The sequence below is a fragment of the Actinomyces sp. 565 genome (assembly GCF_010365615.1).
Taxonomy (GTDB): Bacteria; Actinomycetota; Actinomycetes; order Actinomycetales; family Actinomycetaceae; genus Actinomyces.
In genome coordinates this window covers 1-25,733 of the sequence record NZ_PIZD01000017.1, presented here as the reverse complement: position 1 = coordinate 25,733, position 25,733 = coordinate 1, and the positions used below count along the sequence as shown (strand labels likewise).

Here is a 25,733-nt window from a genome sequence, read left to right as displayed (position 1 = left end):
GGCGCCCAGCCGCCTACAACCAGGCGGCTGGGCGCCGTCTCCCTGCTCCGGGTGGCCGGAACCGTGACGTTTGGGTGATCCGGCAGCTCGCCGCAACCGCCGATCGGCTCATCCGATTGGGTGACCCCCGCCTACCAGAATGGCCGAGGAGGCTCTTCCGGCAGAACAGCAGCGGCGCGCACGACGCGCCCAGGCTCAGACGATGCCGTGGGCGATCATGACGTCGGCCACGCGGGTGAAGCCGGCGGCGTTGGCGCCCAGGACGTAGTCACCGGGGCGACCGTAGGTCTCGGCGGCCTCTACGCAGGAGTCGTGGATGTCGGCCATGATGCCGGTGAGCTTGGCCTCCGCGGTGGCGAAGTCCCAGCGGGTGCGGCCGGCGTTCTGCTCCATCTCCAGGGCGGAGGTAGCCACGCCACCCGCGTTGGAGGCCTTGCCGGGAGCGTAGAGAATGCCGGCGGCGTGGAACGCCTCGATGGCCTCCGGCGTGGAGGGCATGTTGGCCCCCTCGGCGACTACGGCACAGCCGTTCCGCAGCAGGGTGGTGGCGCTGTCCGCGTCGAGCTCGTTCTGAGTGGCGCAGGGCAGGGCGACGTCGACCGGGACGTCCCAGGGACGGCCCTCAGTGACCAGGCGGGCGCCGGGTCGGCGGGAGGCGTAGTCGGCGACGCGGCCGCGCTCAACCTCCTTGACCTGCTTGAGCAGCTCCAGGTCCACGCCCGCCTCGTCGACCACGTAGCCGGAGGAGTCGGAGAAGGTGATGGGCTTGGCGCCGAGCTGCTGAGCCTTCTCAATGGCGTAGATGGCGACGTTTCCGGCACCGGAGACAGCAACCCTCTTACCCTCCAGGGAGTCACCCTTGGTGGCCAGCATGGACTGGGCGAACAGGACCGTGCCGTAGCCGGTTGCCTGGGTGCGCGCCAAGGAGCCGCCCCAGGCCAGGCCCTTGCCGGTCAGGACGCCGGCGTCGTAGGAGTTGCGCAGGCGCTTGTACTGACCGAACAGGTAGCCGATCTCGCGGCCGCCGACGCCGATGTCACCGGCGGGGACGTCGGTGTTGGGGCCGATGTGACGGGACAGCTCGGTCATGAAGGACTGACAGAAGCGCATCACCTCGGCGTCGGAGCGGCCGTGGGGGTCGAAGTCGGAGCCGCCCTTGCCGCCGCCGATGCCCTGTCCGGTCAGGGCGTTCTTGAAGATCTGCTCGAAGCCGAGGAACTTGATGATGCCGGCGTTTACGCTCGGGTGGAAGCGCAGGCCTCCCTTGTAGGGACCCAGTGCCGAGTTGAACTCGATGCGGAAGCCGCGGTTGACGTGTACGGCGCCGGCGTCATCCACCCACGGCACACGGAACATGATCTGCCGCTCCGGCTCCACGATGCGCTCCAGGAGGCCATCCTCGGCGTAGTGGGGGTGCTTGGCGATGACTGGACCCAGCGACTCCAGCACCTCACGGACGGCCTGGTGGAACTCAGCCTCACCGTGGTTGCGGGCCACAACCTGCTCATAAACCTTCTCGACAACATCCTGCATGCGGGATCTCCTTCACCTGTCTGAATCACCAGTCAGTATCACCTACCGCGGCCCTCGGGGCTTGACGTGGTTGCGATAGCGGCGCAGGAGCACCTCGTTGAGCAGAGCGGGCGTCCCGCGCTGGGCGCTAGCGTCGCACCCCGGGGGTAACTGAGACGAAACATCTCAGGCCTCGACCTCATGTTGGACGCAGGATGAGATCAGGGCCGCGAGTACTGCAGGAGCCGTTCACAGAGCGGCGTAGGCGGCGTCGTCGACGGGCTCGAGCCACTCATTGGAGGTGTTCTCCCCGGGGACCGCTAGCGCGATGTGGGAGAACCAGGAGTCGGCCTTGGCGCCGTGCCAGTGCTTGACACCGGCACGGATGAATACCACGGCCCCGGGCTCGAGGGAGACGGCGTCGCGCCCCTCCTCCTGGTACCAGCCGGAGCCCGCGGTGCAGATGAGCACCTGGCCGCCGCCGGAGGTGGCGTGGTGGATGTGCCAGTTGTTGCGGCAGCCGGGTGAGAAGGTGACGTTGTGGATGCCGACGGCGCACTCGGGGTCGTCGACGAGGTTGTTCAGGTAGCTATCGCCGATGAAGTACTGGGCGAAGGCGGCGTTCAGCTCGCCCTTGCCGAAGACGTTCTCGGCGGCGAAGACGGATTCGTCGGTGGTGGCGGTCATGGTGGTTCCTCTCCCGCGGCCCGGACGGCCGCGCACCCTCAGGCTAGGAGCGCCGCCCCGCTCCAGCCAGGCCCCAAGCGGGCTCCCCATCCCCCACCGAGATCGGTAGACGTTACGCGCCGAGGTCGGTAGACGTTACGTGCCGAGGTCGGTAGACGTTACGTGCCGAGATCGGCCAAGGCTGCGGCAGCACTCGGTACGTCCACGCTGCCGTCGGCATCGCCGACTGGCATGATCCCGGTATGAGCGCCACTGACTCTTCAAGGTCCACTCCCTCGAGCTCCAGGACCTCCTCGTCCAGCCACGGCCGCACCGACAGTAAGCGGTGGGGATCGCCATCGGTCGACCCAATCCTCTTGCAGGAGCCAACCCGACTTCCACGACGTCGACGGGCCGAATGGTGGACAGTCGCCGCATGGTCTCTGGCGCTGCTGCTGCAGGTCGTCCTACGCCTTGACGAGGAGTTCTCCGACGGCACTGACCTGGTGACCCTAATTGCGGAGGCGTATTCGAACTCGACCATTCTTCTGTGCATCCTCGGCCTTGTCTCCTGCTTCGTCCTTCTGGATACGGAAGCACTGCGCGCCGCCATTTGGGGAGCGATCTTGGCCGCCGTCACGCTCACCGCCTCGCTAGTTACCTGGACAATCCTTTACGGGCTGTGGCCGATCGAATACGTCTGGTGGACGCGCGGATGGGTTGTCAATCTCGTGTTCGGCGTCGTCCTCCTCCGCGCCATCCGAGACCTGGTCAACAACCTCAATGAAAGCATCGGCATCAGGTACGAGGTGTAATCACACCCGATCAGGCTCTCCTGGTTTGTGGGCGTGGCGCGTGCCTGGTGGGATGGGTACTGGCGGATGGTGTCCGGGTGCCCAGCGGCGGGGGCGGAATGATGCTCCTGTGGTTGTCAAAATTGATGACAAACACCGCTCGCGGCCGCTGGTGCCGATCTGACACCCGCATGATTCCAACGTTCTGTTCGCCGTCGCTGCCGCCTCCTACCTCGTTTGTCATAGATCTGGACACTTCGGGCCGCCACGCACCGGAACGAGCACCAACAGAGAGCCACCGCGGGCCGGCCCCCTCAAGCAACCGAGGACACGCCAATACCAGAACCGTCATAGCCAACATCGTCGGCTACCCCACGCGCCCGCCACGCCGGAATCCAACACCACACCCCCTGAGCCGGAAGAGCCTTCAAACCAGCCGCGATGCTCCACACATGTCTCCGGGATGATTCGTGGTGCTCTCAGCAAACGCCAATTTCCACGGCAGAGGCGTACGAACCGCAGGCCCCGGGACACGTTCCACGACCTTGGTGCACATTCCACGACCCCGGGGAGGTCGTGCAACACGCACCAAGGTCGTGCAGTGCGGCCCAAGGTCGTGAAACAGCGCCTACCACCATTTCCGCAACCGCTGCCCGGCACCACGAATACCCCGCCAAACACAACGCGTAGACGCTCACCCCCACTCCGGGCATCTACTACGCCACTTCGCCGTTAACAACGCCCGTTAACGGCCTACTGAAGGCTTCCGAGCCATTCAGCAAACCCCTAAGTGGCGTAGTAGACCCCGAACCTGCGTAACAGACCGCGAACCGGCGTTCTAAACGCCCTCGCGAAACACCCTCTCCCTCAACGCCCTCCCGGGCGGCCTCAGTCGAACAGCGCCGGCAGGGTGGCATCCACACCCGCGCGCAGCTCATCCAGGTCCAGCACCAGCGGGCGGCCGGACCCGCCGTCGGCCAGTAGATCGGTGCCGGTGGCTACGAGCATGTCCCCGCCGGTGGTGCCCAGGCGCCCCCAGGCCACGTCCTCCGCCTCGGCCGCAGCGGCCACCGCCGGCAGGGCGCCCTCGGGCACCGCCACCAGGGCGCGGGCACCGGACTCGGACAGCAGCGCGGTGAAGTCGTCGACGTCGCCGGGCACAGCCGCCAAGTCGATGGCCGCGCCGACGCCGAAGCGCAGGCAGGCATCGACCAGGCTCTGCACCAGCCCGCCGGTGGACAGGTCATGGGCGGCGCGCACCAGCCGGGAACCATCGGGCAGGTCCGCCTCGCTCAGCGCCACCAGCACGCGCCCGAGCGCGGCCTCGGCCTCCAGGTCCACGCGCGGAGGCAGGCCGCCCAGGTGGTCGTGGACCACGCGCGTCCAGGCCGAACCGTCCAGCTCGTCGCGGGTCTCGCCCAGGGCGATGATGGCCAGCCCCTCCTCCTGCCAGCCCGAGGGGTTGGCGCGGCGCACGTCGTCCATCACGCCGAGCACACCCACCACGGGGGTCGGGTTGATGGAGGAGTCGGGCAGCCCCTTGACCTTGCCGTGGGAGTTGTACAGGGAGACGTTCCCGCCGGTGACGGGCACGCCCAGCTCGCGGCAGGCGTCGGCCAGGCCGGTGATCGCCTCGACCAGCTGCCACATCGCGTCGGGGTCCTCCGGGGAGCCGAAGTTGAGGCAGTCGGTGACGGCCAGCGGGCGGGCGCCCACGGTGCACACGTTGCGGTAGGACTCGGCCAGCGCCTGGGCGGCGCCGGTGGCCGGGTCGAGCTTGGTGAAACGGCCGTTGGCGTCGGTGGCAATGGCGACCCCGCGGCCGGTGGCCTCATCCACGCGGATCACGCCGGCGTCGTCGGGCTGGGCCAGGGCGGTGGCGCCGCGCACGAAGCGGTCGTACTGGTCGGTGACCCAGGCGGCAGAGGCCTGGTTGGGGCTGGTGACGACGGCGCGCACCTGCTCCGCCAGCTCCGCGACCGTCTCGGGGCGGGGCAGGTCATCGGAGGTGTCGGCGTTCAGGGCATCCTGCCAGGCCGGGCGGGCGTAGGGGCGGTCATAGGTCGGCCCCTCGTGGGCGACCGTGCGCGGGTCGACATCCACGATCCGCTCCCCGAAGTGGTCAATGGTGAGTCGCCCGGAGCCGTTGACCTCGCCGATCACGGAGGCCTCGACGTCCCACTTGTCGATCACCGCCATGAAGTCGTCGAGCTTGTCCGGGGCGACGACGGCCATCATCCGCTCCTGGGACTCGCTCATGAGGATCTCCCCGGCCGTCAGGGTCGGGTCGCGCAGCAGCACGTTCTCCAGGTCCACGTGCATGCCGCCGTCGCCGTTTGAGGCCAGCTCGCTGGTGGCGCAGGAGATGCCGGCGGCGCCGAGGTCCTGGATGCCGAGCACCAGGTCGGCCGCGAACAGGTCCAGGCAGCATTCGATCAGGACCTTCTCCATGAAGGGGTCGCCCACCTGCACGCTGGGCCGCTTGGCGGGCATGCCGTCCTCGAAGGACTCCGAGGCGAGGATGGACGCCCCGCCGATGCCGTCGCCGCCGGTGCGGGCGCCGAAGAGGACCACCTTGTTGCCCGCGCCGGAGGCATTGGCCAGGTGGATGTCCTCGTGCCGCAGCACGCCCACGCACAGGGCGTTGACGAGCGGGTTCTCCTGGTAGGAGGAGTCGAATTCGGTCTCGCCGCCAATGTTGGGCAGGCCCAGGCAGTTGCCGTAGCCGCCGACGCCGGCCACCACCCCGTGCACCACGCGGGCGGTGTCCGGGTGACCTGCGGCGCCGAAGCGCAGCTGGTCCATGACGGCGACGGGCCGGGCGCCCATGGAGATGATGTCGCGCACGATCCCGCCGACGCCGGTGGCGGCGCCCTGGTAGGGCTCGACGAAGCTGGGGTGGTTGTGGGACTCGACCTTGTAGGTGACCGCCCAGCCGTCGCCGATGTCGACGACGCCGGCGTTCTCCCCCATGCCGACCAGCAGGTGCTCGCGCATCTCGGGCGTGGTCTTCTCCCCGAACTGGCGCAGGTGGAGCTTGGAGGACTTGTAGGAGCAGTGCTCGGACCACATCACCGAGTACATGGCCAGCTCCGCGGCGGTGGGACGGCGACCGAGGATGGTCTTGATGGAGTCGTATTCCTCGTCCTTGAGGCCGAGTTCGCGGTAGGGCATCGCCTGGTCGGGAGTCGCTGCGGCGTGGGCGACGGTATCGGGGTGGTCGGCGGGGCGGGCGGGTTCGGTCACGGCGTTGGGCTCGACGGCGGACATGGCTGCTCCTGGGTGGGCGGTGGAACCGGGTTAGAGGTTACCCGGCGGAGCGGCCTCGCACCTATTCCATTCCATCTCCCCCATCCCCTCCAACCCCTCCAACTCCTCCAACTCCGCCGAGACCGGTAGACGTTACATGCCGAGACCGGTAGACGTTACATGCCGAGACCGGTAGACGTTACGTACCGAGGTCGGTTGCCGCTGAGGCCCCGCCCGCCTGCTGCGTTAACGGTTCCTGGTCGCAGCCACCGCTGCACCCCCGTGCGCCCCGACGCGGTGCGCACGCGCCCGGCCGCGGACTACGACGGCGCCAAGGGCAACAACTGAGCCGGCCAGTAGTTGCCCATCGAGTCAAAGTGCAGTACGTGCAGACGCTCGGGGGCGAGCATGACGGGCGTGCCCGTGACCCGTGCGGTGAACTCGCTGAGCGCGGCGCGCAGTGCGCCGGGCGCCAGCGGCGTGGGCGCCGTCGGCCGGTAGTAGGCAAGCGTGATGTGGGGCGTGAACGGCCCGGAGGGGACGATCTCGTCAAACAGGGCACGAGCCGAAAGCAGCTTGCGGTGCTCGTCCTCATCCGCCGCTCTGATCCCGACGACGACGCTCGTGTTCACCAGATTGAAGACCGTCGTGCACCTGGTGCGGATCGGACCGACCGCGCGCGCCCGCGCAACCAGCTCTGCGGCCTTCCCCGCGTCGGCCTCCACCAGGGGCCACACCTGCGCCCGGTCCGGGCCGGCATGCAGATCGTGGAGCGTCACATGCGCCATCTCAGTGGGCAGCGGCCGCGACAGCGATTCGCCGAAACGACCGTGGAGATCATGTGCGATCTCCCCGGCTAGCTCCCGCACCCGATCGTCGAGGAAGTAGGCGATCGTGTCCCCATAGAAGGGCCGCAGCACGCCGACGCGCGGCGTCACCTTCTCCTCCAGCGACGCGGGCAGCCCGAATACCGGCTCGCCGGGGACCGAGTTGACCTGAAACTCCCCGACGCGCTCGTCGAACCCATGCAGTGTCTCCACAATCGGCTCCTTCAGCGGAAGAGTAACCGACCCGGATCACCGCGCCGCCAAAACCCGCCCGGACAGCCACATCTACCGACCTCGGCACGTACCTTCCACCGACCTCGGCGGCGATTACCTTGCGGAGACGACGCGGCGCGCCTTCACTCGAGACTGCCGTCGTCGGAGACCAGGATCATGATGAACTCGACGAAGGCCCAGATGCTGTTAGCAGCAACGACGGTCCAGGACAAGAAGAACGTGAATCCGGCCGCGATGGAGGGCCCATCCGGCGTGTATCCGTAGTCATCCGTATTCGCCACAATGATGATGCCGCCGATAACGAACAGCGCGATCATCGCGACGATTAGGCACAGGTGAGCGATGCCCCGACGGGTCTGTCCACGGTAGAAGTTGTGCACGCCGGCGCCGCCGAGGAAGAAGGCCAGCACCGCCGCCGCGGCCTTCGACTTGCGCTGCGTGTAGCCAGGCTGCATGTACTCCGCCTGCCCATACGGGACGTTGTAGGCGGGGCTGGGGTACGCCGTCTGCTGCGCATACGGCTGCTGGCTGTAGCCCGGCTGCCCATTGCCGTAGGCAGGAGCCTGCGCCGCTTGCGCATAGCCGGGCATCGCGGCAGGCCCGTAGGGGCCAGAACCCGACCCGTATCCGGCAGGCTGCGGCGCGGAATACGGCTGGCCTGGGTAAGGGGTACTCGGAGTCTGGCTCATAACTAGGTTCCCTTCAGAAACGACGAGGGCGGAGGGCACGTTTGCGGGTCGGCGCAGCCCACGTGCACTTGTTATGCCGCTACCCTCACGCCCCGCCGCCCCGCCGCGCAAGGGCACAGCGGCGACTGAGCGCCACACGACAAGTCGATGCGCACGGCACGCCGTCGAAAGTGCTGCGCATCACACGGGTTTGGGGCAGTATCGGGACATGAGAACCATCGACGTCGCCCCGCTCCCCCTGTCGGACCTCGAGAGCCACCTGGATGAGGTCGCTACCCGACGCCTGCGTGCCGGCGTCACCGCGGCGCAAACCCTCTTGGAGGGACGCACCGTCTGGACCATCACGCCCACCTCGGCAGCGGCGTCGGGGCCGGCGGAGATCGTCGCCCCGCTGGTCGGCTACGCGCTGGACATCGGGATCGACGCCCGCTGGCTGGTGCTGGACGCGCCGCGCGAGTTCAACACGATCGCTGCGCGCCTGCACGCCGGCATTCACGGCGACCGCGGCGACGGCGGCAAGCTCGCGGAGAAGCAGCGCGACATCTACGAGCACGTTATCGCCTCCAACGCGGAGAACGTCGTCGACGAGATCCGCGACGGCGACGTGGTGATCTTGCACGACCCGCCCACGGCCGGCCTGGCGAAGGCGCTGAAGGCCGCCGGCGCAACCGTCATCTGGCGCTGCCACCTGGGCGCCCAGGACACTGGCGACACCGGCCAGCACGCGTGGGCCTTCCTGGACCGCTACCTGGAGGAAGTCGACCTCGTGGTCGTCTCCCGCCCCAACTACCGCCCGCCCTTCGTGGAACCTGAGCGCTGCGTGGTGATTGCCCCCTCGATCAACCCCGACTCCCCGAAGAACCGGGTGCTGGACCTGGATGAGGCCTGGTCGGTGGCGCGCCTGGCGGGTGTGTTCGACGGCGAGCCCCCCTTCGACGCCGTGGCCTTCGTGCACGAGGACGGGCGCCCTGACTCCCTGGGCGAGCTGCCGTCGCTGGCGGGCGCGGGGCTGCCTGTGCCACAGGGAGTGCGCGTGGTCGCCCAGGTGTCCCGCTGGGACCGTCTGAAGGGCGGCAAGGAGCTGGTAGACGCCTTTGCGGAGAATGTCGCCCAGCTGCCCGCAGATGCGCACCTGCTGCTGGTAGGGCCGGACCCGGATCCCAACCGCGACGCTGAATCCGCTGCGGTGCTGGGGGAGGTGCTGGATCGCTGGGACCTGCTGCCGGACTCTGTGGCCTCGCGCGTGCACATCGCGGCCATCCCCATGCATGACCGGGACGTCAACGCGATCGTGGTGAACGCTGTTCAGCGGGTGGCCAATGTGGTCACGCAGCGCTCCCTAGTGGAGGCCTTCGGGCTGCCGGTGGCTGAGGCCATGTGGAAGAAGGCACCCGTGGTCGCCTCCGCGGTGGGAGGTATCCAGGACCAGATCGACGACGGCGTCGACGGCGTTCTGGTGGACCCCGCCGATGGGGCCGCATGGGCGCAGGCCGTCGCCGATGTGCTGCGCTTCCCGGAGCGGGCCCGTGACATGGGGTTGGCGGCGCACGAGTCGGTGCGCCGGGATTTTCTGCCCGACCGGCACCTGCTGGAGCTGGTGGACGCCATCGCCCGCGCCCTGGAGTGACCAGTAGCACATGGCCTTGGTGGTCCTCCTTGGCGGTTCTGGGAGACCCCTGTCACAACTGCCCCGGCAGGCTCGCGCAGGGCCGCCCGCAAGGTTATCCACAGAAATTTTCCACAGCTTTGTGCACAGCCCGGGAGACGACGGAAATGACGCCGATCAACCTGTGGGTTGGCTCCTGGGCGCAGGCCCGCGCGCCCAGGGAGCGCCCCGGCGCCTCGCTCCGACTCCGCTTTCGCCCCACTACCGCAACGCCGACGGCGCCGTCAAATCGTTGAAATGACGCGCTTTTACTGCCGCGCGCGAGCCGAGTGATTCGCGGCGCATCCGCGGCAGTGAGCCGGTTACCGGCGGTGTGGCCGCAACCTCGGCGCTCGCGCCGACGGCGTCCGCACTCCGGGCCAGTCGACCCGCAAGGTCTGGCTCACAAGAAGTTATCCACAGGCAATGTGGATGAGAGCCGAACGGAACCGGAGTGATGCTCAGGCCCCGACCAGCGCGCTGATGGCGGACTGGAACAGGCGCAGCCCGTCCACGCCCTGGCGGGCGCCGGCCGGAGAGTCCGGGCCGAAGCCGGGCTCGACGGCGTGCTCGGGGTGCGGCATTAGGCCGACGACGTTGCCGCGCTGGTTGCGTACGCCGGCGATGTCACGGGCGGAGCCGTTGGGGTTGTCCAGGTAGCGGAAGACGACGAGCCCTTCACCCTCCAGGCGGTCCAGCTCGTCGGGGGAGGCGATGAAGTTGCCCTCGCCGTTCTTCAACGGGACGACGATCTCCTCCCCCTCCTCGAACAGGTTGGTCCAGGCGGTGGTGGTGGACTCCACGCGCAGGCGCTGCTCGCGGCAGATGAACTTCTGGTGGTTGTTGCGGATGAGCGCTCCGGGCAGCAGGTGAGCCTCAGTCAGCACCTGGAAGCCGTTGCAGATGCCGAGCACGGGCATGCCCCGCTCGGCGGCCACAATGACCTCATCCATGACGGGGGCGAAACGGGCGATTGCGCCGCAGCGCAGGTAGTCGCCGTAGGAGAAGCCACCCGGAACCACCACGGCGTCAACGCCGTGAAGATCCGCGTCCTTGTGCCACAGGGAGACTGGCTCAGCCCCGGCAAGCCGGACCGCGCGGGCGGCGTCGACGTCGTCGAGCGTGCCGGGGAAGGTGATGACGCCGATGCGGGTCACTCAGGCCTCCTCGGAGTTGGATGTAGCGTCCGTGCCGTCGGCCGGCGCGGCGGTGACGGAGACGACGTCCTCAATGATCGGGTTGGACAGGAGCTTCTCCGCGGCCTCGGCGGCGGCAGCCAGGTGGGCGTCGGTGACGGGACCGTCAACCGTGAGCTCAAAGCGGCGGCCCTGGCGCACGCCGGTGAACTGGTCGAATCCCAGGCGTGGGAGATTGCCCATGACGGCCTTGCCCTGCGGGTCAAGGATCTCGGGCTTGGGCATGACCTCGACGACGATGCGTCCCATCGGTCCTCCTGGATGCGGTCGGGCGGGAGCGGGTCCAGGCTCAGCCTACCCGCCCACGACCACGCAAACCGGCGCCGCCCGCAACTTCTACCGATCTCGGCGGTTATATCTACCGACCTCGGCGGGTTAGATCGTGCCGAGCCAGTCGCCGGCCAGGCGGACGGCGAGGATGCCGCCGAGCGCCAGCGCCACGGTACCCAGCAGCCACTCGGTCCCCAGCACCAGCGCCAGGATCGCGCACACCACTGCGGCTGCGAGCATGAACCCGCCGACCGCCCCGGCCACGCCCGCCGGGGCGTGCACCGACTGGTCCATGGTGGAGGTGCCCATCACCGGCTTGGGCCCGGAGTCCACGCGCACTCCGTCCGCGCCGGACACGCCCGGGCCCTGCCGTCCCGGGGGCAGTGCGCGCTCCGCAGTGCTTGAGGCCGGCAGCAGGTGGTGCGGGTCGGCCACGTCAACCGTTCCGTCGGTCAGTCCCGCCGCGGCGTCCACGACCGTGGGTTCCCATCGCTCGGCCTCATTGCGCACGGCGGTACCGCCCGCCCAGGCCAGGTATCCGGCGGCGGAGACCAGGCCGGCGCCGCCGAGCACCACCACCAGCCACGGCGGCAGCCACGGATGCCCCGCCTCGGCGTTGGTGGCCAGGTGCATCGCGGACCAGGTGGCCAGGGCCAGGCCGGCCAGCGCGAACAGCACACCCGCCAGGCGCTGTCGGCGCACCGCCTGCGGCCAGGGAGTCCGTCCGGGCGTGCCGGTGGTGACGGGTGCAGGGCCGCGTCCTACGCCCCAATCGGTCCCGGGAGCGCTCCGACGTGTGCGCGGCGCGTCATCGGCGATCGGGGACCCCCAGTCCACGTCTGGCGCGGTGTCCCCGCCGACGCCCGCATGCGTGTATCCGCCACGGTCTCCCGCGTAGGCCGAGGCACGTGCCCCAGTGCCCCAGTCGACGGGGCCGCGCTCATGCTCCGGGCGCCGGTCGCGCAGCGGCGTCACGCGATCACCTGCCCGAGGATCGAGGCGAGCCCGAGGGCGAGCAGCAGGAAGCCGAGCGTGCCCGCGAGCAGCTGGGCAACCCGGATCATCGTCTCTCCCGCAGTGGTTCCAGCCAGCAGCTCGTCGGCCTTCCGCCCCGCACCGGTGGCGGCCAGCGCGGTGGTCAGCGGCCCGCTCACGACGTCGAGGGTGATCAGCTCCCTACGCCCGCCGGAGTCCGGAATGATCAGGTCGGTGCCGGGCACCGTCAACGGCGCATTTTCTTCCGGACGCCCCGGCGCGGCGGCCTGCTGCGTCCCACGCCGCCGCGCCATCCGCGCCCGATTGCGCTCCAGCCGTAGCCGGGGCGCGTTGACGACGAGGCTTCGCGCGGGCACGCGCAGCAGTAGCAGCAGCCCGAGGCCAACTATCACCAGCGCCACGCCGCCGAGGATGGCGGATAGCCCCCGGGCGCCGAAGGCGCTGGAGACGGCCGCCGCCAGCGCCAGCAGCAGCACCGCGCCGACGGCGACCAGCGCGATCACGAAGCCGGGGCCGGGGTGGAAGCTGCGGGTCGTGCCGGGGGCGTCGACGGCGGGTCCGGAACTCATCGGCGCAGTCATGCGCCCAGGTCCAGTGGCTTGCCGGTCAGGCGCGCATAGGCCTCCAGGTACCGCTGCCGGGTGCGCTGCACGACGTCGTCGGGCAGGGCGGGAGGGGCCTCGCCGGAGCGGCGGTCCCAGCCGGATGCGGGGGAGGTGAGCCAGTCTCGCACGTACTGCTTGTCGAAGGAGGGGGTGGGGTGGCCCGGTTCCCAGGCGTCGGCGGGCCAGAAGCGGGAGGAGTCGGGGGTGAGAACCTCGTCGCCCAGGATCAGGGCACCGGTGGCGGGGTCCTGGCCGAATTCGAACTTGGTGTCCGCCAGGATGATGCCGCGGTCGCGGGCGATGTCGGCGGCGCGGGCGTACAGGGCGAGGGTGGTCTCGCGCAGCGCCTCGGCCGCCTCGCGGCCGACCATGTCCACCACGCGCTCGAAGGAGACGTTCTCATCGTGCTCGCCGAGTTCGGCCTTGGCGGCGGGGGTGAAGATCGGCTCGGGCAGGCGCGAGGCCTCGGTCAGGCCCGCGGGCAGGGGCAGGCCGCATACGGTGCCGGAGGAGCGGTACTCGGCGAGGCCGGAGCCAGTGAGGTAGCCGCGAGCGACGCATTCAACCGGGTACATCTCCAGGCGGCGGCAGATCATGGCGCGGCCGGCGACCGCTGCCGGCACGTCCAGGCTCACCAGGTGGCTCGGGACGATGTCGGCGAGCTGTTCAAACCACCACACGGACAGGGCGGTGAGCACCTTGCCCTTGTCCGGCACCGGGGTGGACAGGATGTGGTCGTAGGCGCTGATGCGGTCGGAGGCGACAATAAGCAGCACGTCGCGCCCGGCCCAGGGGCCGGCACCGGCGGGGGCGTATACGTCCCGCACCTTGCCGGAGGAGACGTGGCTCCAGCCGGGCAGGGCGGGGGCCGACGGCGACTGTGCGGCTCCCGGCGGGGCGGCGGCGTCAGGGCTGCTGGTTACGCTCATGAGTCCATCCTGCCACCGCCTGGTGCCGACGGCGATGGGCACGGCCAACTGCGTCGGCTCAGCGCCCGGCGGCGATGTCGGTGCGGTACTGGGCGCCGTCGAGGTGAATCTTGGCGACGGCCTCGTAGGCGCGGGCGCGGGCGTCGGCGACCGTGTCCCCCAGGGCGACCACGGACAGCACCCGCCCGCCGGAGGCGACCAGGTTGCCGTCGTCGTCGCGGGCGGTGCCGGCGTGCAGGACGTGGACGCCGTCCAGGGCCTCGGCGTCGGGAATGCCGGTGATCAGGCCGCCGGTGGTGACGGTGCCGGGGTAGCCGGGGGCGGCCAGGACGACGTCGACGGCGGCCTGCTCCGACCAGCGCGGGGCGGGGACCTCGGCCAGGCGGCCGGTGGCGGCGGCCAGCAGCAGCTGCGCCAGCGGAGAGTCGAGGCGGGCCAGGACGGCCTGGGCCTCAGGGTCGCCGAAGCGGACGTTGAACTCGACCACGCGCAGGCCCTTGTCGGTCAGGGCGAGGCCGCAGTAGAGCAGGCCGATGAAGGCGGTGCCGCGGCGGGCCATCTCGTCCACCACCGGCTGGGCGACCTCGCGCAGCACCTGCTCGGTCAGGTCATCGGGTGCCCAGGTCAGCGGCGTGTAGGCGCCCATGCCGCCGGTGTTGGGGCCGACGTCGCCGTCGCCGAGCCGCTTGAAGTCCTGGGCGGGGGCGAGTGGGCGGACGGTGGCGCCGTCGCAGACGCAGAACAGGGAGACCTCCGGGCCGCCCAGGTAGTCCTCGACGACGACGGTGCCGTTCTCCTTCGCCAGGCAGGCGCGCCCGTGGGCGAGGGCGGCGTCGAGGTCGGAGGTGACTACCACGCCCTTGCCGGCGGCCAGGCCGTCATCCTTGACGACGTAGGGGGCGTCGTAATTACGCAGGGCGGTGTCCAGTTCGGCCTCGGTGGTGCAGGTGACGGAGTCGGCGGTGGGTACGCCGGCCGAGGCCATGACCCGCTTGGCGAAGGACTTCGATCCCTCCAGCTGGGCGGCCTCGGCGCCGGGCCCGAAGACGGGGATGCCGGCGTCACGGACGGCGTCGGCGACCCCGGCGACCAGTGGCGCCTCCGGGCCGACGACGACCAGGTCGGCGGCCATCTGGGTGGCCAGGTCCACCACCTCCTCCGGGGAGGTGGGGTCGATCTTGATGTTGGTGGCGATGTCGGCCGTGCCGGGGTTGCCGGGCGCGACGACGAGTTCGGTGGTGGCGGGGTCGGAAGCGAGGGCGCGGGCCAGGGCGTGCTCGCGCGCGCCGGACCCCAGCAGCAGGATCTTCACGTCTCCAGCCTAGCCGTCCGGCGCCCGTCCGTCGCGTCGATCCGTCCCGGAGCAGCCTCGCCGGTCCCCGTCGAGGTCGGCGAGTCGCCCGTGGGTACCGCTGCCCATGGCGGCGCGGGCTCACCCGAGTAGCCTGCGAGTGTGCGCGGTTCCCGGCCGCGGCACAGGAAGGACCCCCATGAGCGACGGCGGATACGGCGTCAGCCCGGCGAACGCCCCCACCGCGAGCGCTTCCCCCGCGCCCAGCCCTGTCGCGCCCCCGGACCTGGGCGAGATCGGCTCCTGGACCAGCGCCGCCGGCCACGACTGGCTGGTGCTCGCCGATCCCGATCCCGAGCAGCTGCTGCTGGCAGCCTACTTCGACTACGGCCTGGTGGATGAGCCGCCCGCACGTCTGGACGCCGCCGCCCGCCTGTGCGGGGCGCTGCGCGCCGAGTTGCAGCGCCCGATTGAGGTCGGCGTCGGCGAGGTCTCGGTGCCCGAGGTCGCCGTCGAGCTGGAGCCGTCCATGCTGGGGCTGCGCATCCGCGGCCGCCGCGCCGCCGTTCTCGGCGCCTGGACGCATCTGGGAGAGCTCTTCGCCCGCCCGGACCTGCCCGCCAATGCGCCGCTGCTCCCCCGTCAGGTCAACGCCTGGGACCGGGATCTGGCCACCTATGCGGGCGTGACCGCCATGAACCTGGCGGACATGCCCATCCACGGCCCCGACGGCGAGGCGGGCCGACTGCTGTCGCGTGAGCTGCTCGCCCACCTGGATCCGCGCCGCGGCGAGGTCCGGCACGTGTTCATCACCAACGATCCCACCCTGGTCGGCGTCGGCTGGACGGCCGACCCGCCCGCCGCGGCGCCTCCGACCCGCCCGCCCGTCTACCTCGACCGGCGTCCGGCCCTGGTGCTGTGCCCGCCCGACGACGGCGTGGTGCTCTCCGCCACCGCCACCCCGGGCGCCGACGCCTATGTGGCCGGGTTCGTCATGCAGTCCCTGATCGCCGACCTGCTGGACCGGATGGGAATGCAGGCACGCCTAGGCTACGAGTTCATCACCCTGCGGGACGCCTTCTACTGCTGCTTCGCGCTCAACACCAACGACGGCCGCCTGGGCGGTGAGGAGGTGATGGCCGTGCACGACGCCGTCGTCGCCCGACCCCAGCCCGTGCCCGAGGCGCTCATCGAGCGGGCGCTGGAGCTTTACGGCCCCTCCGAGACGGTCGACGACGCCCTGCGGCTGCGCACCAGCGGTAGGGCCGGCAACGTGCAGCCGACCGCCGACGGCGTGCGGCGGGCCCTGGCTCAGATCCGTGCCTCGGTGCACCTGCCGCTGCGCGATCAGACCGAGCCACTGGCGAAGCAGGCCGGCTACCTGCTCTGGAAGCACATCGACGAGCCCGGAGGCGACGTCATCCTCCTCCATGACGGGCCACAGCACCGGCGCGACGACGGCCACCCCGACGCCATCAAGCTCACCGCCCACCAGATACAGACGCACCAGTTCAAGTGGGAGCAGCGAGGACTGCCCCGACGCTGGCACCCAGACCACTCCATGGGCTACCGGTGGGTGGACTCCACCCGCCTGGTGATGGCCTGCTATGACCCCTCCGACCAGTACCTGGAGCTGATCGACGACCGGTTGCGCACCGTCAACCTGTACTGGGACGAGGTCGCCGCCCGACCCGGGCTGCGCGCCGAGCTGGAACGCCGCGGCATCTGGCGCCTGCCGCGCGGTACCTTCGGACTTATCCAATGACCGCGCCCCGCCGGGGCCAGTCGGGGCCACTTGTCCCGCCGCACCCGGCCGCAACCAGTATCCAGGCACGCAGTCAGGCAGGTGAACCGAGATGAGCGACGTCGTCGAGCCCGAGCACGAGTGGAAGTCCTTCGCGGGCCATGACTGGATGGTGCGCAGCGTTGACCGGGAGCCCGGGCAGGCGCTGCTGGGACTAAGCCTGGACTACGGCGGCGCCGACGAGCCGCCCGCCGCACTCGACACCCTGGCGCGCCTGTGCGGGGCGCTGCGTGCAGAGTTGCAGCGGCCGGTGGAGGTCGGCATCGGGGAGGTCGCCGTGCCCGAGGCGCACGCCGGCTTCGACGCCGTCAGGCTCACCATCGCCGTGCGGGGACAGCGCGAGGCCGTACTGCGCGCCTGGGCGCACCTCGGTGAGCTGTTCGCAGATCCTCGGCTACTGAGTACAGACGCCCAGCCCGTACCCCGCCCCGGCGTCACCTGGGACCGGGACCTGGCCAGTTACATCGGCACCAATACTCACACGCTCGGCAACCTGCGCGTCCACGGGCCCGACGGCGAGGAGGCCGGGAATGCCGTACGCGCCCTGCTCACCCGCCTGGACCCGCGCCGCGGCGAGGTACGGCACGTATTCGACACCGACGACCCATACCTGGTTGGCGTGGGCTGGACCGCTCAGCCCGCCTACGGGACGGCGCCGGCGCGCCCGCCCCTGTACCTCGACAGGCGGCCCGCCCTGCTGCCCTGCAACGAGGACGGCCGCGTGCTGCTGAGCGCGGTCGGCGAGCCGGGGGCAAACACGCTCGTGGCCATGCACGCCCTGGCGCAGCAAACACTTAAGACCCTGCGGGCCTTCAACGTGTACGACGACCTCGGTCTGAGCGTCGTGGACCTGCGCGATGTCACCTACTGCTGTCTGCACCTAGGCCAGCAGGAACCCACCGCAATGCTGCTGCGCCGCATCATCGAGCAGCTGATCCACAACCCGCTGCCCGTGCCGGACGCCGTCGTCGACGCCGCTCTGGATGAGTTCGGGGCAGATGAGCTGGCTGCGCTCGACCGTCACCTGCACCTGACCGGCCGCAGCGCCGAGCTGCACCCGACCACCGCCGGGGTGCGCCGCGCCTACGATCAATTGTGTGCCTCGGTACACGTTCCCCTGAACGGTGAGACGGAGTCCCTGGCCGACCGCTACGGCTACCTGATCTGGGCCGTTCCCGATGAGCCTGCACGCCTGGAGGTGTCGCTCCCTCGGAACCCGCAGGCAGCGCGCGACATCTCCAGGCCGGAGCGTGTGCTCGTCGGCGAGCACACGCTGACCGCTCTGTGGCATGGACGGCGGCGGGATCACACCGGCACCTGGCTGCTCACGGGCAGTGACTCCGTGCGCTGGGCGGACATGTCCCACCTGCAGCTGACCGGCTACGACACCGAGCACCAGGTAGTCATGCTCATTGACGACCGGATGCGACGCGTGACGCTGCTATGGGATGAGATCGCCGCCCGGCCGGCGCTGCGGGCCGAGATCGAGCGTTTCGGCATCTGGCGGGCCCCGCGCGCCCGCCTAGGCGACTGACGCTCTTCCCCGCTCTCCCCCACCTCCGTCCCCCGCGCCGCCCCGCCACCCCCGCCGAAGTCGGTAGATATGACGGAGCCGCGCGCTCACGCCCGTACTACCGCGGTGCGGCGCGAGTCCAGCTGCACCTTCACGTCCTGCCCAGCCTGCACCGGCTCAGCGCCGTCGGGACCCAGCACGGCGACGACCGACTCTCCTGCGAGCTCGACCCCGATCACACGCTGCCCGCCGCGCATTCCCACCGCGGTAACGGGCACCCGCACACTCGCCCCGCCCCTCGCCCCGATTGCGCCGTCGGCGCCCGCGCCCGCGCCGCCGACGGCGTAGGCGGTCAGTGCGCCGGGCGCCAGCGCCAGTAACTCCCCGGGCCGTCCCTCCAGGAGACCTGACCAGCCCAGGCGTGCGGCGGCGTCGGCGTCGAGCAGCGGCCCGAAGCCGAGGAACCGGGCGACTCGCGCGCTGCCGGGGTCGGCCCACAGCCGCTCCGGGGTGTCCACTCGTAGGAGCCGACCGGCCTCCATGACCCCGACCCGGTCGGCGACAGTCATGGCCTCGTCCTGGTCGTGAGTGACATACAGCGCGGTGGTGCCCTGCTCCTTCAGGATGGCGCGCAGGTCGGTGGCGAGTTGCTCGCGCAGGGCGCGGTCGAGGGCGGACAGTGGCTCGTCCAGGAGCAGCAGCCGCGGGCGGGGCGCCAGGGCGCGGGCGAGGACGACGCGCTGCGCCTGCCCGCCGGACAGGGTGGTCACCGCCCGGTCCCCGTAGCCGGGCAGGCCGACGACGTCGAGCACCTCCTCCACCCGGCGCGCCTGCTCTGGGCGCGGCAACCCGGCCAGCCCGTAGGCGATATTGCCGGCGACGTCGCGGAATGGGAACAGCTGCCCATCCTGGAACATCAGCCCGAAGCCGCGCCGGTGCACGGGGACGGGGACGACGTCGTGCCCGTCCCAGGTGATGGTGCCGGCGGCGATGTCCTCCAGGCCGGCAACGGCGCGCAGCAGTGAGGACTTGCCGGAGCCGGAGGCCCCGAGCAGGGCGAGGATCTGGCCGCGGGGGACGTCGAGGGAGACGGTGTCGACGGCGGTCAGGGGCGCCGCTCCGCGCCCGGCCGGGTAGACGACGCTCAGGTCGCGTACGCTCAGGCCCGAGTCGGCGGGCGCGGGAACCGCAGGGGCAGCGGTCATGCGGGTTCTCCTGGGTTGTGGGCGGGCGTCATTTGTGTCGGTCTCGGTGCGTTACTTGTGCCGGTCTCGGCGAGGGGCGGGCGGGGGTCTGGAGGCGTTCACAGGCGAGCATGAGGGCGGCGGCACCGACCGCCAGCACCACCCCGGCGGCCAGGCCCATGCCCTGGTTCTGCGCGCCCGGGGAGCCGACCAGCCGGTAGACGACCACCGGCAGCGTCGGCCCCTGCGGGCGGGCGAGGAACGACGTCGCCCCGAACTCCCCCAGACTGGTGGCCAGGGCGAAGCCGGCGGCCAGGCCACCGGCGCGCAGCAGGTGCGGCCCGTCCACGCTGGCCAGTACTCGGCCCGGGCCGGCGCCGAGCGTGGCCGCGACCTCCCGCTGGCGCGGGTCGATCGCCCGCACGCCCGGCAGCAGGGTGCGCACCACCAGCGGCACGGCGACCACCGCCTGCGCCAGCGGCAGGATCCACCAGCTGCGGGTCAGCCCGGTCGGCGCCAGGGTGATCAGGAAGCCGAAGCCCACCGTCACCGCGGACACCCCCAGTGGCAGCATGAAGGCGGCGTCGAACAGGGCGATGCCGCGAGCCAGCAGGCGGCGCCGCGGATTGCGGGAAAGCACCAGGCACACGGCCACCCCCACCGTCAGGGCGATCGCCGTGGCGGCCGCAGCCACCCGCAGCGAGTTGCCGGCCGCCTCCCAGACCGAGACGAGCAGGGCGTTGTCGCCGCCGGTGGTGGACAGGTCGGCGTAGTTGGCGAGCGTCCAGTGCCCGGCGCGTCGCAGCGAGCGGATCACCAGCACCGCCATGGGCGCCACCAGGAGACCGCAAATGGTCAGGGCGGTGACTCCCAGGGCCGGGGCGTCGGCGACGCGCAGCGGCGTCGCGGGCACATCCGTGCGCAGCGCCAGGTGAGCCTGGCGGGCGCGGCGGGCCCGCTCCCCCACCCACAGGGCGCCGGCGATCACCACCAGCTGCACCACCGACAGCACGGCGGCGGCCCGCAGGTCCAGGTAGCGGGCGGTGAGCTGGTAGATCTCCGTCTCGATGGTGCCCGCGCCGGTGCCGCCCAGCACCAGCACCACCCCGTAGGCGGTGGCGCACAGCAGGAAGACGGTGGCGGCGGCGGAGGCGATGGCGGGCAGCAGGCTCGGCAGGGTGACGGTGCGCCACGCCCGCCACGGGGAAGCGCCCAGGGTGCGGGCCGCCTCCACGGCGCGCGGGTCGAGCCGGCACCACATGGTGCCGACGTTGCGCACCACATAGCCGTAGTTGAAGAACACCAGGGCGGCGATCACGGCGGTGCGGGTGCCGTCCAGGTGCAGCCCGCCCAGGGGTCCGCCGGTGGTCACCAGGGCGTGGAAGGCGGTGCCGACGACGACGCTGGGCAGCACGAAGGGCACCGTGACCACGCCGCGCAGCAGGCCCTGGCCGGGGAAGCGGCGCCGGTAGAGCACGAGCGCCCCGGGGATGCCGAGGGCCACGCAGATGGCGGTGGCGCCGGTGGCCTGAATGAGGGTCTGGCCGATCACCCGCCAGGTGCGCGGCCGGGTCAGCACCTCGCCGAAGCCACCCAGGTCGAGGGCGCCGTCGGGAGCCAGGCCGCGCCCGATGAGGGTCAGCACCGGCCAGGCGAAGAACACGCCGAGGAAGGCCAGCGGGACGGCGACGGCGAGGCCCCAGCCGATCCGCTCCCCCGCCGTCGCCCGTGCCCCCGCCGAGACCGGCACTTGTAACACGCCGAAACCGGCACTCGTTACACGCCCAGACCGGCGCTTGTTACGCGCCGTCGTCACCGGCCGGCCTCCATTCCCACCGTCACTGGCCAACGGCCTGGGCCCAGGTGGTCAGCCATTCCTGCTGGTGGGCGGCGATGTCGTCGGGGTCGACGACGATCGGATCCTCCGCGGTGGCACCGAAGTTTGCGAGGTCGTCCGCGAGGGCGGCGTCGGGGTCGACGGGGTACATGTACATGGCGTCGGGGATGGCCTCCTGCACGTCGCGCGACAGCATCCAGGCCACGAAGGCAGCGGCGCCGTCGGGGTTGGCGGCCCCGGCCAGCACGCCCGCGTACTCGACCTGGCGGGTGGCGGTGCGTGGCAGGGCGGCGGTGGTGGCGATGCCGTCGTCGTTGAGGGTGGCGGCGGGCGAGGAGGAGTAGGAGACGACGATCGGGTAGGCGCCGTCCCCGCCGCCGGCGGTGAAGTCGGTGTAGTAGGCGTCCGACCAGCCCTCGTCGATCTTGGTGCCGTTGGCGACCAGGTCCTTCCAGTACTGGGCGAAGCCGTCCTCGCCGAAATGGCCGATGGTGGCCAGCAGGAAGGCCATGCCGGTGGAGGAGGTGGTGGGGTTGATGGCGACGAACATGTCCTTGTAGGCGGGGTCGGTCAGGTCCTCGAAGATGGCGGGCACCTCCAGGCCGTGGTCGGAGAGCCAGAAGGTGTCGACGTTGACGCACACCTCCCCGAAGTCGATGGGCACGAGCGCGGGGGTGTCATCGACGATGTAGGGCGCCAGGTAGTCCGCGGCGCCGTCGGGCAGGTTCAGGGCGACGTCGGTGTCGATGACGCCCTCGGCGAGGATGCGGGAGGCCATGGTGTTGTTGATGCCGAAGACGGCGTCGCCGAGCGGGGCGTCCTTGGTGAGGATCAGCTTGTTGGCGACCTCGCCGCCGTCGCCGGAGCGGGCGATCTCCAGGGTGTAGCCGGTGTCGGCCTCGAAGGCGGCGATAAGCTCATCGGGCAGGTCGAAGGAGTCATAGGTGACGACGGTGACGGTACCGTCCGAGGCCGTGGAGCTCGTGCCGGAGCCGCCTGTCCCGGAGCCGCAGGCCGCGAGCGCCAGGCCGACGGCGGCGGTGGCGCCTCCGGTGAGCAGCGCGCGGCGGCTGGGGCGGATGGCGGCAAGCCGGTGGGCGCTGCGCGTCGATGCGGCAAGCGCGACGCCGTTGGACGGGGCGGTTAGAGGTGACACGGCGGCGCGGACGGCGGCCTTCCTGGTGCTCATAATGTTCCTCCTGGATGGTGGTCCGGAGGGCCCGGGCGCAGTCGGTGCGCCCGGGGAGATCTCGACTTCCTTCGCCGGTACGAACCGGAGCAGGTTCGAGGGTCTGCGGCTGCCCGCACTCTCAGCGCCGTGGCCGCGGGCGGGGCGGCCCCGCCGACGACGGGGCGCTCCCCTGTCGTTGTGGGGCCAGCTTAGCGCGGCGGCCAGCTGCGTTGCGCAGGGCGCCGCGGCCCAATGCTCCGGGCCGGAGCCGACGGGGGCACGGAACAGCGCCTGCGAGGCCGCTGCAAAAACCCGGGCAAAACCCGAGGTGGGGTGAGTCCACGCATATGGTCCCTATACCGTGTGACAGGATCGGGGCGGGGCGGTGAGCGGCCCGCCTACCGTCGCCGCCGTCAGGTGTCCAGTCATCAAGCAGATTTCAGGGGGTAGTCATCATGAAGAACAGTCTCGGTTGGACAGCCGCATCCGCTCTTTCGCTCCTGGCCTCGAGCGCTATCGCCGAGAGGGCCGTGGCCGCGGGGTGGAAGGCTGTCACCGGCAAGCCGGCGCCGCAGGACGAGGATCAGGTACTCAGCTACCGACTCGGAGAGGTTGTTGCCTTCGCCCTGGTATCCGGCGCGATCATGACGCTGACCCGGCAGCTGACGCTGCGGCAGGCCGCCAAGATCCACGCCCGCCGCAGCGGAGTCGTGCCGGGCGTGGGCGAAGCGACCGCGCTGGAGGCCTGAGGGCGGGCAGTGACACCCATCGCCGCCCCTGCGGTTGCGTCACTTCACCATTGACTACGGCGGCGACGCCGTCAATGACTGCGGCGCAGCGGGGTGACGGTGGCGTCGCCCGGGGCGGCCGGCGCCGTCGTCGGGCTGGAGCCGTCGCGCGCGCCGTCCCAGTCAGGGATGAAGGGGGCCGGCAGCGGCGCGAACCAGTTGTTGAAGTGATCGGGCGCGTCGGCGGGCGGGACCAGGCCCATGGCGATCAGCGCGTGAGCGGGCTGGTCCGGGCCGGACAGGGCGTCCACCCAGGCCTCCCAACGGTCCTCGTCGATGCCGGCACCACGCGAGTCGGCGATGACACCGCCGAGGTTGAAGATGTCATGGAGCACGATGGCGTCGGCCATGGTGCGTACCAGCGGCTCAGCGCTCGCAGGGCCGGCGTCGGTCAGGCGCAGGGTCATGTCCCGGGCGGTGCCGCGCAGCTGGAAGACGAACTCGTAGTCGTAGCGGGTCAGCCACAGCTGCGGCAGGGTGGAGCCGATGTGGGTCTCGTCGAGCTGGCCCAGGTGGGCACCGCGGGGAAGTGAGGCCAGGCCTTCGAGGTCCTCGGCTACGGACATGTCGAACAGGAAGGTCCCCAGGGCGAAGCAGCGGGCGGCGTCCTCCCCGAGTGTGCGTGCAAGCCGCTGGGAGTAGACCTCGGACAGGACGGTGGGGATGTCGTCCCAGTCGGGAACGGGTAGGTCGGCCGCGGCCTGGGCGGCCAGGTCCTCGGCGTCGAGGCCTTCGAAGGGGTCGTAGGCCTCGTCAGGGATGTCGTATCCAGGGACGCCGAAGGCGGTGCCGAATCCGCCCGGGCCGTCGAAGCCGGGGCCGAAGCTGCCCGGGCCGTCGGAGCCGGGGCCGAAGCTGCCTGGACCGATTGGCATCGCGCCGCCCGGGCCAGCCGACGTGGCGCCGCCCCGAAGGGCGGCGCGAAGGCCGTCCAGGGCGGCCACGTGGATGGGCGGCTCCCATTCGAGGGCCTCCCACACGCCCGCCTGCTTGTCGCCGCGCACCTGGGTGCGGCCGGCCTCGTAGTTGCGCCAGGTCTGCTCGGAGACGGCGGCGCGTGCAGCCATCTCCAGCACGCTCAGGCCGAGTTCCTGGCGGCGGGCCCGCATCGCCTGGGCGATGTCGGGGTCGTCGGGCTCGTGGTGGTCGTCGGTCTTCCGGTGTGTGCTCATGATGGTTCCCCAGGGTCCATTGCGATCATGCTTTTCAGTGGCAACGCCGCCAACGACGAGGAGCCTGCGGCGCTCCCGAATGCGCGCTGGCAGGCGCTCGCACGCTCCCAGCTCTGCGCTGACGGGAATCCCCAGACGGTGGTGATCAGCCTACGCACTCGCAGCGTATAGGGAGCGCCCGCGTGTTGCCAGTGATACCAGCGCGCAGGCGGCGTATCGCCGCCAGACACGAGAAGGCCGCCCCACACCCGGGTGATACCGACGCGCAGGCAGCGTATCGGCTTCGGCGGGGCGAGAAACTCGCCTGTGTCCAAACGCCGCTGGAGCTGCGTTGGGGGCCGGGCTCCGGGCGGGTGCCCACGGTCGTGTTCCCCAGACGGCACTGGGGCTGCACTGCACGCAACAACCCCTCCCTCACAACCCGCATTCCTAGACTTTTTCCTGCGATTCCGCCGATCTCTTCAAAACAGCAGAATCCGGTCCTGAGCCTCCAGCGTGCAGCGGACCCCTCGTTGCACGCTGGAGGCCCCTCAACCATCCCGCAACAAAGTCCAAACCGCAGAATCAAGCCGATCCCGGTCGCGCGCCCGAACCGCATGCGTGCAAACTCACTCGACCGGCCCCGCACCATGACCCGCCCCAGCTTCCAGCTACCTCGCGCCCCAACTCATCCCGGCCCCCGCCGACCCCATGCACCCCTCCCACCGCCTACAACGCAATGCCCCTCGCCACGAGCACCGGCAACAGCCCCGCAAACCACACAGCCGAACCGATTCCCGACTCTTTCATGTTCGGGGCGCAGTGGCTGAAGCGTCTACTACGCCGGTTGGGCGTTAACAACGCTACTTAACGGCCTGCTGTATACCTCGGAGCCCTTCAGCAGGCCGTTAACAGGCGTTGTTAACCCCGAAGTAGCGTTGCAGGCGTCCCTGCTTCCGGGCGCGGGAATGTCGGCGGCAGAATCGGACACGGGGGATGCCGACCTCCTAACGCGAACCACCCATGACACCCGTCATGTCGGCCAGCGCCAGACAGGTCAGTGAGGCCCGACGCCCGCACCTGTTCTGCCCCAATCCCTTCCCACCCGCATCCCAACCGCCACGTTCATGGGGCTGCTGGCACTCACCTCGGTCCCGCATGCGCCGACAGCCGCAGCCCGTTACGCCATCCACCACAGTGGACACAGTCATTGGTCAGAACAGGTGGTCATAATCGTGTCAACCACACCCAATCGGCGTTATCCCAGCACTCATCCATGGATCACCTTCAGGTTCAGAGCGGACAGAGTGAGCGTTTCTCATCAGGGTTGAGGGGGTGCGGGTTGGGATCGTTGGGATGGTGCGGGAAGGTGGGTGTGTCGT

20 protein-coding genes and 1 riboswitch are annotated in these 25,733 nt (G+C 70.5%); of the genes, 5 read left to right on the top strand and 15 right to left on the bottom strand.

Translation table 11 applies throughout. The features are described 5' to 3' along the window. Nucleotides 1-195: 195 nt before the first annotated feature. Together gdhA and GZ997_RS03250 are read right to left on the bottom strand one after the other, a co-directional pair. Nucleotides 196-1,533 (bottom strand): NADP-specific glutamate dehydrogenase, encoded by a 1,338-nt coding sequence (gene gdhA / locus GZ997_RS03255; protein ID WP_162678837.1) that lies wholly within the window; start codon nucleotides 1,531-1,533, stop codon nucleotides 196-198. A 228-nt stretch (nucleotides 1,534-1,761) separates the two neighbouring features. Continuing rightward, complete coding sequence (locus tag GZ997_RS03250) at nucleotides 1,762-2,199, bottom strand: cupin domain-containing protein (protein ID WP_162678836.1); 438 nt, start codon at nucleotides 2,197-2,199, stop codon at nucleotides 1,762-1,764. Nucleotides 2,200-2,555: 356 nt separating this feature from the next. On the opposite strand from GZ997_RS03250, the gene GZ997_RS03245 reads away from it, so the two are divergent. Further along, entirely contained in the window at nucleotides 2,556-2,993 is a 438-nt protein-coding gene (locus GZ997_RS03245) for a hypothetical protein (protein ID WP_162678835.1), read from the top strand. A gap of 867 nt (nucleotides 2,994-3,860) precedes the next feature. Here GZ997_RS03245 and purL read toward each other — a convergent pair. The 3 genes from purL to GZ997_RS12600 form a co-directional block, all read right to left on the bottom strand. Continuing rightward, nucleotides 3,861-6,242: a phosphoribosylformylglycinamidine synthase subunit PurL gene (purL, locus tag GZ997_RS03240; protein ID WP_162678834.1), complete on the bottom strand. Its 2,382-nt coding sequence runs from the start codon at nucleotides 6,240-6,242 to the stop codon at nucleotides 3,861-3,863. Nucleotides 6,243-6,541: 299 nt separating this feature from the next. Further along, nucleotides 6,542-7,261 (bottom strand): hypothetical protein, encoded by a 720-nt coding sequence (locus GZ997_RS03235; RefSeq protein ID WP_162678833.1) that lies wholly within the window; start codon nucleotides 7,259-7,261, stop codon nucleotides 6,542-6,544. A gap of 143 nt (nucleotides 7,262-7,404) precedes the next feature. Further along, nucleotides 7,405-7,971, bottom strand: a complete 567-nt coding sequence (locus GZ997_RS12600; RefSeq protein ID WP_162678832.1) for an NINE protein — start codon at nucleotides 7,969-7,971, stop codon at nucleotides 7,405-7,407. A gap of 208 nt (nucleotides 7,972-8,179) precedes the next feature. Between GZ997_RS12600 and GZ997_RS03225 the strand changes: the two genes are divergently transcribed. Beyond that, on the top strand, nucleotides 8,180-9,598 hold the full coding sequence (locus tag GZ997_RS03225) for a glycosyltransferase (protein WP_162678831.1): 1,419 nt from the start codon (nucleotides 8,180-8,182) through the stop codon (nucleotides 9,596-9,598). 479 nt (nucleotides 9,599-10,077) lie between these two features. Here GZ997_RS03225 and purQ read toward each other — a convergent pair whose 3' ends face one another. The 6 genes from purQ to purD form a co-directional block, all read right to left on the bottom strand. Then, a complete protein-coding gene (purQ, locus tag GZ997_RS03220; protein WP_161923386.1) occupies nucleotides 10,078-10,773 on the bottom strand; it encodes a phosphoribosylformylglycinamidine synthase subunit PurQ in 696 nt (231 codons plus the stop codon). Then, the gene (gene purS, locus GZ997_RS03215) at nucleotides 10,774-11,061 is read right to left on the bottom strand and encodes a phosphoribosylformylglycinamidine synthase subunit PurS (RefSeq protein WP_162678830.1); all 288 of its coding nucleotides are present in this window, start codon (nucleotides 11,059-11,061) and stop codon (nucleotides 10,774-10,776) included. Nucleotides 11,062-11,187: 126 nt separating this feature from the next. After that, entirely contained in the window at nucleotides 11,188-12,057 is an 870-nt protein-coding gene (locus GZ997_RS12595; protein ID WP_343212257.1) for a PsbA protein, read from the bottom strand. Further along, nucleotides 12,054-12,647, bottom strand: coding sequence for a hypothetical protein (locus GZ997_RS03205; protein ID WP_237564238.1), 594 nt, complete (start codon nucleotides 12,645-12,647; stop codon nucleotides 12,054-12,056). Before GZ997_RS03205 ends, GZ997_RS12595 begins: the two co-directional genes overlap by 4 nt. Before the next feature lie 8 nt (nucleotides 12,648-12,655). Beyond that, entirely contained in the window at nucleotides 12,656-13,612 is a 957-nt protein-coding gene (locus GZ997_RS03200) for a phosphoribosylaminoimidazolesuccinocarboxamide synthase (RefSeq protein WP_162678829.1), read from the bottom strand. A 58-nt stretch (nucleotides 13,613-13,670) separates the two neighbouring features. Further along, a complete protein-coding gene (gene purD / locus GZ997_RS03195) occupies nucleotides 13,671-14,924 on the bottom strand; it encodes a phosphoribosylamine--glycine ligase (protein ID WP_162678828.1) in 1,254 nt (417 codons plus the stop codon). Between the two features lie 178 nt (nucleotides 14,925-15,102). On the opposite strand from purD, the gene GZ997_RS03190 reads away from it, so the two are divergent. Both GZ997_RS03190 and GZ997_RS03185 read left to right on the top strand, forming a co-directional pair. Continuing rightward, a complete protein-coding gene (locus GZ997_RS03190; RefSeq protein ID WP_162678827.1) occupies nucleotides 15,103-16,668 on the top strand; it encodes a hypothetical protein in 1,566 nt (521 codons plus the stop codon). Between the two features lie 91 nt (nucleotides 16,669-16,759). Next, nucleotides 16,760-18,241 (top strand): hypothetical protein, encoded by a 1,482-nt coding sequence (locus tag GZ997_RS03185; protein WP_162678826.1) that lies wholly within the window; start codon nucleotides 16,760-16,762, stop codon nucleotides 18,239-18,241. Between the two features lie 86 nt (nucleotides 18,242-18,327). Here the strand turns inward: GZ997_RS03185 and GZ997_RS03180 are convergent, their stop codons facing one another. From GZ997_RS03180 to GZ997_RS03170, 3 genes are all read right to left on the bottom strand, one after another. Further along, complete coding sequence (locus tag GZ997_RS03180; protein ID WP_162678825.1) at nucleotides 18,328-19,425, bottom strand: ABC transporter ATP-binding protein; 1,098 nt, start codon at nucleotides 19,423-19,425, stop codon at nucleotides 18,328-18,330. Nucleotides 19,426-19,453: 28 nt separating this feature from the next. Further along, the gene (locus GZ997_RS03175; RefSeq protein WP_343212256.1) at nucleotides 19,454-21,163 is read right to left on the bottom strand and encodes an iron ABC transporter permease; all 1,710 of its coding nucleotides are present in this window, start codon (nucleotides 21,161-21,163) and stop codon (nucleotides 19,454-19,456) included. Nucleotides 21,164-21,242: 79 nt separating this feature from the next. Beyond that, nucleotides 21,243-22,430: a thiamine ABC transporter substrate-binding protein gene (locus tag GZ997_RS03170; RefSeq protein ID WP_162678823.1), complete on the bottom strand. Its 1,188-nt coding sequence runs from the start codon at nucleotides 22,428-22,430 to the stop codon at nucleotides 21,243-21,245. Nucleotides 22,431-22,479: 49 nt separating this feature from the next. Next, a riboswitch (TPP riboswitch) is annotated at nucleotides 22,480-22,614 on the bottom strand. Between the two features lie 253 nt (nucleotides 22,615-22,867). On the opposite strand from GZ997_RS03170, the gene GZ997_RS03165 reads away from it, so the two are divergent. Then, entirely contained in the window at nucleotides 22,868-23,161 is a 294-nt protein-coding gene (locus GZ997_RS03165) for a DUF4235 domain-containing protein (protein WP_161923376.1), read from the top strand. Nucleotides 23,162-23,232: 71 nt separating this feature from the next. On the opposite strand, the gene GZ997_RS03160 is transcribed toward GZ997_RS03165, so the two are convergent. After that, complete coding sequence (locus tag GZ997_RS03160; RefSeq protein WP_162678822.1) at nucleotides 23,233-24,372, bottom strand: helix-turn-helix transcriptional regulator; 1,140 nt, start codon at nucleotides 24,370-24,372, stop codon at nucleotides 23,233-23,235. Nucleotides 24,373-25,733: the final 1,361 nt, after the last annotated feature.

Bases quoted from the DNA above. Each gene is read 5' to 3' on its own strand.
- GZ997_RS03200 (WP_162678829.1), bottom strand. From the start codon at position 13,612: ATGAGCGTAACCAGCAGCCCTGACGCCGCCGCCCCGCCGGGAGCCGCA.
- GZ997_RS03165 (WP_161923376.1), top strand. From the start codon at position 22,868: ATGAAGAACAGTCTCGGTTGGACAGCCGCATCCGCTCTTTCGCTCCTG.
- GZ997_RS03185 (WP_162678826.1), top strand. From the start codon at position 16,760: ATGAGCGACGTCGTCGAGCCCGAGCACGAGTGGAAGTCCTTCGCGGGC.
- purS (WP_162678830.1), bottom strand. From the start codon at position 11,061: ATGGGACGCATCGTCGTCGAGGTCATGCCCAAGCCCGAGATCCTTGAC.
- GZ997_RS03170 (WP_162678823.1), bottom strand. From the start codon at position 22,430: ATGAGCACCAGGAAGGCCGCCGTCCGCGCCGCCGTGTCACCTCTAACC.
- GZ997_RS03205 (WP_237564238.1), bottom strand. From the start codon at position 12,647: ATGAGTTCCGGACCCGCCGTCGACGCCCCCGGCACGACCCGCAGCTTC.
- purL (WP_162678834.1), bottom strand. From the start codon at position 6,242: ATGTCCGCCGTCGAGCCCAACGCCGTGACCGAACCCGCCCGCCCCGCC.
- GZ997_RS03250 (WP_162678836.1), bottom strand. From the start codon at position 2,199: ATGACCGCCACCACCGACGAATCCGTCTTCGCCGCCGAGAACGTCTTC.
- GZ997_RS03180 (WP_162678825.1), bottom strand. From the start codon at position 19,425: ATGACCGCTGCCCCTGCGGTTCCCGCGCCCGCCGACTCGGGCCTGAGC.
- GZ997_RS03225 (WP_162678831.1), top strand. From the start codon at position 8,180: ATGAGAACCATCGACGTCGCCCCGCTCCCCCTGTCGGACCTCGAGAGC.
- GZ997_RS03160 (WP_162678822.1), bottom strand. From the start codon at position 24,372: ATGAGCACACACCGGAAGACCGACGACCACCACGAGCCCGACGACCCC.
- GZ997_RS12600 (WP_162678832.1), bottom strand. From the start codon at position 7,971: ATGAGCCAGACTCCGAGTACCCCTTACCCAGGCCAGCCGTATTCCGCG.
- gdhA (WP_162678837.1), bottom strand. From the start codon at position 1,533: ATGCAGGATGTTGTCGAGAAGGTTTATGAGCAGGTTGTGGCCCGCAAC.
- GZ997_RS03190 (WP_162678827.1), top strand. From the start codon at position 15,103: ATGAGCGACGGCGGATACGGCGTCAGCCCGGCGAACGCCCCCACCGCG.